The organism is Pseudoroseomonas ludipueritiae (assembly GCF_014490445.1).
GTDB lineage: Bacteria > Pseudomonadota > Alphaproteobacteria > Acetobacterales > Acetobacteraceae > Pseudoroseomonas > Pseudoroseomonas ludipueritiae.
Genome location: NZ_JACTUZ010000165.1, coordinates 1 through 9,740, shown reverse-complemented (window position 1 = coordinate 9,740; position 9,740 = coordinate 1). Strand labels below are relative to the sequence as shown.

Sequence of the window (9,740 nt, the reverse complement as noted above, 5' to 3'; positions counted from 1 at the left end):
TGGCGGGGCCGGGGGCGGCGGGCGCGCTGCCCTGCGCCCGGGCGGCGAGGGCCACCCCGCCGCTGGCGAGAACAAGACCGGAAGCAAGAAGATGACGTCGGCGCATGGGCGATAGGATGTGGCTTCCGGCGCCGCAGGACAACCATTCCCGCGCGCCTCGACGGCAACGTCATGTTTCAGCGGAGTGTGGGTGGGCTTCCCCTACCCCCACCCTTCCCGCATAAGACGCCCAAGCCTTACCCGCACAGAGAACCCCCGCCCGCCCATGTCGCACAACAGCTTCGGCCATCTCTTCCGCGTCACCAGCTGGGGTGAGAGCCATGGGCCGGCCATTGGCGGCGTGGTGGACGGCTGCCCGCCGGGCCTGTCGCTGAGCGAGGCCGATATCCAGCCCTTCCTGGACCGCCGCCGCCCCGGCCAGTCCAAGTTCGTGACGCAGCGGCAGGAGGCGGACCAGGTCCGCATCCTCTCCGGCGTGTTTGAGGGGCTGACCACCGGCACCCCCATCTCCTTCATCATCGAGAACACCGACCAGCGGAGCCGCGACTACGGCGACATCGCCGATACTTTCCGCCCCGGCCATGCCGACCTGGCCTATCACCTGAAATACGGCGTGCGGGATTATCGCGGTGGCGGGCGGTCCAGCGCGCGGGAGACGGCGGTGCGGGTCGCCGCCGGCGCCATCGCCCGCAAGGTGCTGGGGGGTACGGTGCGGCTGCGCGGCGCCCTGGTGCAGATGGGGCCGGATGCCATCGACCGCGGCCGCTTCGACTGGGCGCAGGTGGACCAAAACCCCTTCTTCTGCCCCGACCCCGTGGCGGCGGAACGCTGGGAAGCCCTGCTGGCCGAGACCCGCAAGTCCGGCAGCAGCCTGGGCGCGCTGATCGAGGTGGTGGCGGAAGGCGTGCCGGTGGGCCTCGGCGCCCCCCTCTATGGCAAGCTCGATGCCGAGATCGCCGCCGCGCTGATGAGCATCAATGCCGTGAAGGCCGTCGAGATCGGCGATGGTTTTGCGAGCGCCGCCCTGAACGGCGAGGAAAACGCCGACGAGATGCGGATGGGCCCGGATGGGGAGGTGGAGTTCCTGTCCAACCATGCCGGCGGCATCCTGGGCGGCATCGCCACCGGGCAGCCGGTGGTGGCGCGCTTCGCGGTGAAGCCCACCTCCTCCATCCTGACGCCCCGCCGCTCGGTGGACCGCTTCGGGCAGGAGATCGAGATGCGCACCAAGGGCCGCCACGACCCCTGCGTCGGCCTGCGCGCCGTGCCGGTGGGCGAGGCCATGCTGGCCTGCGTGCTGGCCGACCAGTTGCTGCGCCACCGGGCGCAGAACCCGGATGCCCCCGGCCGCGCCCGCCTGCCGCGCAACTGAGGCGGGGCCGGCGCACAAGCGGATGTGAAGCCAAAGCCCGGCGGAAGGCCACGGGAGCCTTTTGCCGGATGATTCCGTGTTTTAACGATTTTTTTGGTCAAGGCAGCGCTCCAAGCACAACCTGAACGGGCGGCTTGACGTTGCACATCTATCCCCGATTAGGCTTCGGGCCCCGCCACCGAGACATGAGGCGCCTTCCGATGTCGCTCGCCGACCCCGCCTTCGAGGATACCGCTGCCGGGGCCTCTCCCTGGCAGGCCTTCATGGGCCTGGCGGGGGAAGCGGCCTGGTCGCGGCGGATGGCGGATCTGGCGCTGCGCGCGCGGCCGCATTCCTGGCGTGGGCGGGCGGCGCAGCAGCGGCATGCGCTGGAACTGATCCTGGCCCGCCTGTCCCGCCCCGAGGATGGCCGCCGTGCCCCCAGCGCCGCCGAGCAGGCGCTGCTGGCCCTGGCCCGCGATGCCGTGGCCCTGTCCGATACCTTGCCGGAAGCGCCCCGTGCCCGCCTTCGCGAGCAGTTGCTGGAAGGCCTGACCGGCGAGCAGACGCTGATCCCGCTGTTCCACCTGCTGCGGGAAGCCGCGCGGCAGCGGGCACGCGGCTTCACCGTGCATTTCACCGGCCTGACCGAGGGCACGCCCTATGACCTGCTGCTGGAGCGCGGCGGGGTGGAGGCGGAACTGGCCTGCGAGACCGTCTCGGCCGAGGAAGGCCGCGCCCTGCCCCGCACCGACTGGTGCGCGCTGATGGACGGCATCAACCCGGACCTGCAAACCTGGCTGGCCGCGCATCCTGGCCGCTACCTGCTGAAGATGACCCTGCCCGAGGGCATCCAGGGCCCTGAGCAGCTTTCCGAATTGCAGCGCCGCATCTCCACCTTGCTGGCGGAGCAGAAGCGGCAGGATGCCTCGGCCGCGGCGGTGCTGAAGCTGGACCCGCTGATGCTGGCCGGCGCCCGCATGGCCGCGCAGCGCGACCTGCCGCGCCAGTTGCGCGCGCAATTCGGCCCCGACGCGCATCTGGCCGTGACGGGGGACCCGGCGGCGGGCAGCGTCTTCGTGCTGGCGGCCCGCGCCGGCCAGGCCAATGCGGTGGCGGGGGCGGCGGTGCGGCGCATGGACCAGGCCGCCATCCGCCGCTTCAGCGGCCAGAGGCCCGGCATCCTCTCGGTCTTCCTGGATGACCTGGAGCGGCAGGAATGGCGCATGCTGCGCGACACGCTGGAACTGGAAGGCGCGGTGCGCCGCTTCTTCACCAGCCCCGGCGCCAAGCCGCTGGTGGCGGCCGGCTTCGCCACGCGGCTGGAGATGTTCGGCGCCGCGCCGCCGGATGCCGTGGCGGAAGGCGAGTTGCGCTTCCGCAATTCCGGCCATGCCGCTGCCGCCTGCCCGGTGCTGCGGCCTTCCATCGCCTCCTGCGGCTGACGAAACCCGGTTTCGCTCGTCGCTTCACGCCAACGTTATGACGGGATTGATACATTCCGAAAAAATTCATGGGGAAAGCGGTAACCATTTCCGCCATGCTGCATTGCATCACCAGTGCAATGCGTTTCGAGGCAGGGACCGTATGTCCGAGCGTGAGATGGAAGCCAAGCTGGTTGAACTGGACCGGCTTCTGAACGACCCCGAGGTCCGCATGGACCCGCACCGCGTTTGGCTTCTGCTGCAGGAAATTTCCGGCGCGGCGCGTCAGGCGCAGCCCGTGGCCGCCTGATTCCCGCCGTCGCGCGGAGGAGGGCTTTTCAGCCTTCCCCCGCGCGACGCGCGGCGATCAGGAATTCCCGATTCCCCTCGGGCCCCAGGATGGGGCTCGGCTCGATCCCCAGCACTTCCCAGCCCGGCAGGCCCGACCACCAGTCGCGCACAGTGGCGCAGACGGCCTCATGCACGGCCGGGTCGCGCACCACGCCACCCTTCCCCACCTTGTCCGGCCCCGCCTCGAACTGCGGTTTTATGAGCGCCACCGCCCAGGCGCCGGGGGCGGCCAGGGCCAGGGCGGCCGGCAGCACCGTCGCCAGCCCGATGAAGCTGGCATCGCAGACCACGATGCCGGGCGCTTCCGGCACCTGGCTCGCGTCCAGCCGGCGGGCATTGGTCTTTTCCAGCACCACCACGCGCGGGTCGCTGCGCAGCTTCCAGGCCAATTGGCCATGGCCGACATCCACCGCATAGACCTTCGTCGCGCCGCCATGCAGCAGCACATCGGTGAAGCCGCCGGTGGAGGCGCCGACATCCACCGCCACCCGCCCTTCCGGCGAGAGGCCGAAGAATTCCAGCGCATGCGCCAGCTTCATGCCGCCGCGGGAGACCCAGGGGTGTTCCTGGCCCTTCACCTCCAGCGGCATGTCCTCGGGCACCGGCTGGCCGGGCTTCTCCACCCGCTTCGTGTTGGAAAAAACCTTGCCGGCCATGATCAAGGCCTGGGCGCGGGAGCGGGATTCCACCAGCCCGCGCTCCACCAGCGCCTGGTCGGCGCGCATCTTGGTGGCCATGGTCAGTGCAGCTTCGGCCGCGCGGCGGGGCCGGGGGCCGGGCCTTCCCAGCCGGGGAAGCCATCCTCGAAACCCGCTTCGTCCAGCTCACAGTCCCAGATGCGCCAGCCGTCGGGCCAGTCCACGAAGCCTTCCTTGTCGCGCCGCGCCTCCAGGGCCGCCTCGGCCATGGCGCGGGTGGAGAAGAGGCCGATGCGCAGCCCGTTCACCTCTTCCCAGTCCACTTCCTCATCATCCACGCCGGGGCCGAGCTGGTAGTGCCACAGCTCGAAGACGATCATGCTCACGCGCGTGCCGGCGCGGTTGCCGTCCCCCTGGCCTCCCCCAGCGCGCCGAGCACGGTGGCGACGATGCTGGCGGCCGAAAGCCCGGCTTCCTCGTACTGCTTCTTCGGCGTGTCGTGGTCGATGAAGGCATCCGGCAGGCACATCGGGCGGAACTTCAGCCCGGCATCGAAGATGCCCTGCGTCGCCAGATGCTGCATCACCAGCGCGCCGAAACCGCAGACCGAGCCTTCCTCCAGCGTCACCAGCACCTCGTGCTCGCGCGCCAGCCGTTCCACCAGTTCGGTGTCCAGCGGCTTGGCGAAGCGGGCATCGGCCACCGTGCAGGGCAGGCCCTGGGCCGCCAGTTCATCGGCGGCGCGCAGGCATTCCTGCAACCGGGTGCCATAGGAAAGCAGGGCGATCTTGCCGCCTTCCCGCAGCACGCGCCCCTTGCCGATCTCCAGCACCGTGCCGCGCGCCGGCACCTCTTCCAGCCCGAAGCCCTCGCCGCGCGGGAAGCGGAAGGCGATGGGGCCGCTGTCATGCGCGGCGGCGGTGGCCACCATATGCGCCAGCTCCACCTCATCCGCCGGCGCCATCAGCACCATCTCCGGGATGCAGCCGAGATAGGCGATGTCATAGGCGCCGGCATGGGTGGCGCCATCGGCCCCCACCAGCCCGGCGCGGTCCAGGGCGAAGCGCACCGGCAGCTTCTGCAGCGCCACGTCATGCACCACCTGGTCATAGGCGCGCTGCAGGAAGGTGGAATAGATCGCCACAAAGGGCTTGATGCCCTCGGTCGCCATGCCGGCGGCGAAGGTCACGGCATGCTGCTCGGCGATGCCGACATCGAAGGTTCGGCGCGGAAAACGCTTCTGGAACTGGTCCAGCCCGGTGCCGGAAGGCATGGCGGCGGTGATGGCGACGATGCGCTCGTCCCGCTCCGCTTCCGCGATCAGCGCCTTGGCGAAGACGCCGGTATAGGTCGGCGGGCCCGGCGGCGCCTTGTTCTGCGCGCCGGTGACGACGTTGAACTTGGCCACCGCGTGGTACTTGTCCGGCGCGGCCTCGGCTGGCGGATAGCCCTTGCCCTTCCTGGTCACCACATGCAGCAGCACCGGCGGGCCGGTATCGGCGTCGCGCAGGTTGCGCAGCAGCGGCAGCAGGTGGTCCAGGTTATGGCCGTCGATGGGGCCGACGTAATAGAAGCCCAGCTCCTCGAAGAGCGTGCCGCCGGTCAGCATGCCGCGGGCGAATTCATCCGCCCGGCGCGCCGCGCGCTCCAGCGGCGCCGGGAAGCGGCGCGCCAGCCGCGCCATCACGTCCCGCAGGCTGAGGAAGGGACGGGAGGAGATCAGGCGGGAGAGATAGGCCGACATGGCGCCGACGGGCGGCGCGATGGACATGTCGTTGTCGTTCAGCACCACGATGAGGCGGGAGCGCATGGCGCCCGCGTTGTTCATGGCCTCATAGGCCATGCCCGCGCTCATGGAGCCATCGCCGATCACGGCGATCACGCTCTGGTCGTTGCGCTTGCCGCCCGGGCGCAGCAGGTCCCGCGCCACGGCCATGCCGAGCCCGGCCGAGATGGAGGTGGAGGAATGCGCGGCGCCGAAGGGGTCGTATTCGCTCTCGCTCCGCCGGGTGAAGCCGGAAAGGCCGCCGCCCTGGCGCAGGCTGCGGATACGGTCCCGCCGCCCGGTCAGGATCTTGTGCGGATAGGCCTGGTGGCCGACATCCCAGATCAGCCGGTCCTTGGGCGTGTCGAAGACCGCGTGGATCGCGACGGTCAGCTCCACGACGCCCAGGGAGGCGCCGAGATGCCCGCCGGTCTGGCTGACGGCATGCACCGTCTCCGCCCGCAATTCATCGGCGATCTGCTTGAGCTGCTCGGCCGAATAGTTCTTCAGGTCCGAAGGCGTGCGGATACGGTCCAGCAACGGCGTCGAAGGCGGCAGGTTAGGCGACACGGGTGGCGGGGATTGGGCCATCAGGACCTCCGCTCGATGGTGTAGTCAGCCAGCATCCGCAGAAGATCGGCGCGCTCACCCAGGCTGTCGAGGTGCTCGCGCGCCTGGGCGACCAGTCTTTCCGCCTGCGCACGGGCGCGGTCCAGCCCCAGCAGACCGACCAGCGTGGCCTTGCCGGCACCGGCATCCTTGCCGGTGGCCTTGCCGGTCTCGGCGGCGGTGGCCGTGGCATCCAGCACGTCATCGGCGATCTGGAAGGCGGCGCCGAGGTCGCGGCCATAGGCGCAGAGCGCGTGGCGCTGCTGCGGCGCGGCCTTGCCCAGGATGGCGCCGGCCTCGGCCGAGAATTCGATCAGCTTGCCGGTCTTGAGCAGTTGCAGGCGGCCGATGGAAGCCTCGGTCGGCGGCTCGTTGCTTTCCTCGGCCAGCATGTCCAGCATCTGGCCGCCGCACATGCCCCGGGGGCCGGAGGCGATGGCCAGCCGCCGCACCAGCTCGATCCGCACGGCGGAATCGGAATGGGTATCCTCATCGGCCAGGATGGCGAAGGCATGCGCCTGCAGCGCATCGCCGGCCAGGATGGCCGTGGCCTCGCCGAAGGCGATATGGGTGGTGGGCTTGCCGCGGCGCAGGTCGTCGTTGTCCATCGCCGGCAGGTCGTCATGCACCAGCGAATAGGCGTGCAGCATCTCGATCGCCGCCGCCACCCGCAAGGCACTGGCCCGCGCCACGCCGAAGGGCTTCGCGCTTTCCAGCACCAGGAAGCCACGCATCCGCTTGCCGCCGCCCAGGGTGGCGTAGCGCATGGCGGCCGCGAGCTTGGCTTCCGGCCCTTCCTCGGGCGGCAGCAGGGTGTCGAGCGTTTCCTCGATCTCGGCCGCCGCCTCGCGCAGCGCCTCCGCCAGCACCGCGCTCATGCCATGTCCCGCAGGGAGGAGCCGGAGACGATGGCCTGCACCTTCTGCTCCGCCTCGGCCAGCTTGGCCTCGCAATGCCGGCGCAGCGCGGCGCCGCGCTCATAGTCGGCGATGGCTTCTTCCAGCTTGGCCTGGCCGCCTTCTAGCTTCTTCACGATGCCGTCCAGCTCGGCCAGCGCGGCCTCGAAGGACAGCGCGGCGACGTCATCGGCCGCCGCCTTGGCGGCGCGGGCGGCGGGGCGGCCGGGCGCGGCTCCGGTGGTCAGGGCCGGCGCGCCGGTCTCCGCGAAAGGTTGCGACGGCGTCTCGGACATGGGGAACCTCAAGAACTCACGTGACGCGAGGGCGTCGTGTCAGGCCATCAGCGCGCGCAGATGGGCGGCGGTGGAGGCCGCCAGGGCATGCAGATCATAGCCGCCTTCGAGCATGGAGACGACCCGGCCGCCGCAGCAGCGGTCGGCGATACGGCAGATTTCCGCCGTCAGCCAGCCGAAATCGGCCTCCCGCAATCGCAATTGCGCCAGCGGGTCGCGCGCATGGGCGTCGAATCCGGCGGAGATCACGATCAGCTCCGGCGCGAAGCGCTCCACCGCCGGCAGCAGCGTCTCCGCCCAGGCGGCGCGGAATTCCGCGCTGCCGGAGCCGGGCGGCAGCGGCGCGTTGAACAGGTTGCCCACCCCGGTTTCCGCCGCGGCGCCGGTGAAAGGATAGCAGGGCGACTGGTGGGTGGAGGCGAAGAGGATGGAAGGGTCGCCCCCCACCGCCGCCTGGGTGCCATTGCCGTGGTGGACATCGAAATCCAGGATCGCCACCCGCCCCAGGCCATGCGCCCGCTGGGCATGCCGCGCGGCGATCACGGCATTGCCGAAGAAGCAGAAGCCCATGGCGCGCTCCGGCTCCGCATGGTGTCCCGGGGGGCGCACGGCGCAGAAGGCGCGGGTGACGCCGCCCTGCCCCTCACGCGCGCAGACCGCGTCCACCGCCGCCACCCCGGCCCCGGCGGCGCGCAGGGCGGCCTCGGCGCTGGCGTGGTTCATGCCGGTATCGCCATCCAGCGGCACGAAGCGGCCGGGCAGCGGGCGGGTGGAGAGGATGCGCGCCACATGCTCGGGCGAATGGGCCAGCAGCAGCTGCGCCTCGGCGGCCGCCGGCGCCACCTCCCGCAGCAGGCCGGCGAATTCCTCGGCTTCCAGCGCCCCCAGCACCGCCCGCAGGCGGTCGGGGCATTCGGGATGGTCCTCGAAATTCTCGTGGCCGAGGCAGGCGTGGTGGGTCAGCAGCAGCACCAGGGGCGTCATGGCTTGCTGGCGGCGGCATCCTCCCGCTTGCGCAGCGTGAAGCGGTAGGTCCCGGCGGCCTCGCTGAAGGAGACCAGGGCATGGCCCGTTTCGCGGCAATAGGCCTGGAAATCGGCGACGCTGGCCGGGTCGGTGGCCAGCACCGTCAGCTTGGCGCCGGGCTTCAGGTCGCGCAGGGCCTTGTTGGCCTTGAGCACGGGCAGGGGGCAGGTCAGGCCCTGGACGTCGAGCGTTGTTTCACTCATGTCCGGCAATGGATCACCGGCGGCAGGCCGGCGCAAGGGTGCTCAGCGCAGCCGCTGCGCCAGGATGGCATGCGCCGCCATCGCCACCCCGCTGCCGCGGCGGAAGGAGAAGGCGAAGGGCTCCACCCCCGCGCGGTCCCAGATCTTCAGCTCCTCGTCCAGGTCCGTGGTGCCGCCCGCCTCCACCGAGAAGCGGTGGATGGAGCGGTAAGGGATGCTCACGATCTCGGTCTTGGAGCCGGTGACGCCCTGGCGGTCCATGACCATCACGCGCCAGTCGGTCAGCGCGAAGCCGTCGCGCACGGTGCGGAAGGCGGCCAGCACCTCCTCCCCCGGCAGCAGCGCCTCCTGGAACCTGGGGCCCAGCGCCGCCGGCTCCACCCGCCCGGCATCGCCGGTCACCGCGCCCAGAATCCGTCCCAGCATCAGGCCTCTCCCGCCTCGTTTCCTTCCGCCGCAGATGGGGGAGGCAGGGCGCGGGCACAAGCTTCCGCGCGCCGCGCCGCCGCCTTATGGTCCGCGCCCATGACCCTGCGCATCGGCATCGACCTCGGCGGCACCAAGACGGAAATCGTGGCGCTGGACATGGCGGACCAGGTCCGGCTGCGCCGCCGCGCCCCCACGCCCGGCGATTACAACGGCATCCTGGAGATGATGGCCGGGCTGGTGCGGCAGGCGGAGGAAGAGCTGGGCACCACCGCCTCCCTCGGCATCGGCATCCCCGGCAGCCTCAGCCCCGCCAGCGGGCTGGTGCGCAATGCCAATACCCAGTGCCTGAACGGCCGGGCGCTGGATGCCGACCTCGCGGCGCGGCTGGGCCGCCCGGTGCGCGTCTCCAACGACGCCAATTGCCTGGCGCTGAGCGAGGCCGCCGATGGCGCCGGGGCCGGATACGGCGTGGTCTTCGCGGTGATCCTCGGCACCGGCTGCGGCGGCGGCGTGGTGGTCGATGGACGGCTGCTGGAAGGCCTCAACCGCGTCGGCGGCGAATGGGGCCATACTCCCCTGCCCTGGATGACCGCCGCCGAATTCCCCGGCCCCCGCTGCTGGTGCGGGCTGCCGGGCTGCCTGGAGACCTTTCTCTGCGGCCCCGCCCTGGCCGCCGACTGGCGCGGCGAGGGCCAGCGGGACGCCACCGGCATCACCGCCGCGGCCGCCGCCGGCGATGCCGCGGCGGAGGC

Annotated in this window: 12 protein-coding genes; 4 read left to right on the top strand and 8 right to left on the bottom strand. The window is 71.0% G+C overall.

From position 1 onward, the window contains the following. The first annotated feature begins 265 nt into the window (after positions 1 to 265). The 3 genes from aroC to IBL25_RS22095 all read left to right on the top strand — a co-directional run bounded on the left by aroC (position 266) and on the right by IBL25_RS22095 (position 3,085). On the top strand, positions 266 to 1,372 hold the full coding sequence (gene aroC, locus IBL25_RS22105; RefSeq protein ID WP_187780659.1) for a chorismate synthase: 1,107 nt from the start codon (positions 266 to 268) through the stop codon (positions 1,370 to 1,372). Between the two features lie 200 nt (positions 1,373 to 1,572). Then, entirely contained in the window at positions 1,573 to 2,796 is a 1,224-nt protein-coding gene (locus tag IBL25_RS22100; protein WP_187780658.1) for a hypothetical protein, read from the top strand. Positions 2,797 to 2,938: 142 nt separating this feature from the next. After that, positions 2,939 to 3,085: a peptide chain release factor 1 gene (locus IBL25_RS22095; protein WP_187780657.1), complete on the top strand. Its 147-nt coding sequence runs from the start codon at positions 2,939 to 2,941 to the stop codon at positions 3,083 to 3,085. Between the two features lie 28 nt (positions 3,086 to 3,113). Here the strand turns inward: IBL25_RS22095 and IBL25_RS22090 are convergent, their stop codons facing one another. From IBL25_RS22090 to IBL25_RS22055, 8 genes are all read right to left on the bottom strand, one after another. Beyond that, entirely contained in the window at positions 3,114 to 3,863 is a 750-nt protein-coding gene (locus IBL25_RS22090) for a TlyA family RNA methyltransferase (protein WP_187780656.1), read from the bottom strand. Positions 3,864 to 3,865: 2 nt separating this feature from the next. Beyond that, on the bottom strand, positions 3,866 to 4,150 hold the full coding sequence (locus IBL25_RS22085; protein WP_187780655.1) for a hypothetical protein: 285 nt from the start codon (positions 4,148 to 4,150) through the stop codon (positions 3,866 to 3,868). Next, positions 4,147 to 6,120 carry a 1-deoxy-D-xylulose-5-phosphate synthase gene (dxs, locus tag IBL25_RS22080; RefSeq protein ID WP_187780654.1) on the bottom strand — a complete coding sequence of 658 codons (1,974 nt, stop codon included), beginning with the start codon at positions 6,118 to 6,120 and terminating at the stop codon, positions 4,147 to 4,149. The genes IBL25_RS22085 and dxs overlap by 4 nt, the downstream gene beginning before the upstream one ends. Continuing rightward, positions 6,120 to 7,016, bottom strand: a complete 897-nt coding sequence (locus IBL25_RS22075; RefSeq protein ID WP_187780653.1) for a polyprenyl synthetase family protein — start codon at positions 7,014 to 7,016, stop codon at positions 6,120 to 6,122. Before IBL25_RS22075 ends, dxs begins: the two co-directional genes overlap by 1 nt. Then, positions 7,013 to 7,282, bottom strand: coding sequence for an exodeoxyribonuclease VII small subunit (locus IBL25_RS22070; protein WP_187780660.1), 270 nt, complete (start codon positions 7,280 to 7,282; stop codon positions 7,013 to 7,015). The genes IBL25_RS22075 and IBL25_RS22070 overlap by 4 nt, the downstream gene beginning before the upstream one ends. 87 nt (positions 7,283 to 7,369) lie before the next feature. Then, the gene (locus IBL25_RS22065) at positions 7,370 to 8,314 is read right to left on the bottom strand and encodes a histone deacetylase family protein (protein ID WP_187780652.1); all 945 of its coding nucleotides are present in this window, start codon (positions 8,312 to 8,314) and stop codon (positions 7,370 to 7,372) included. Further along, a complete protein-coding gene (locus IBL25_RS22060; protein ID WP_187780651.1) occupies positions 8,311 to 8,559 on the bottom strand; it encodes a sulfurtransferase TusA family protein in 249 nt (82 codons plus the stop codon). Before IBL25_RS22060 ends, IBL25_RS22065 begins: the two co-directional genes overlap by 4 nt. A 42-nt stretch (positions 8,560 to 8,601) precedes the next feature. Then, positions 8,602 to 8,985 (bottom strand): PH domain-containing protein, encoded by a 384-nt coding sequence (locus IBL25_RS22055; RefSeq protein ID WP_187780650.1) that lies wholly within the window; start codon positions 8,983 to 8,985, stop codon positions 8,602 to 8,604. A gap of 99 nt (positions 8,986 to 9,084) precedes the next feature. Here IBL25_RS22055 and IBL25_RS22050 point away from each other — a divergent pair. Next, positions 9,085 to 9,740 (top strand): ROK family protein (locus IBL25_RS22050; RefSeq protein WP_187780649.1); only part of this gene is annotated, 656 nt, incomplete at its 3' end.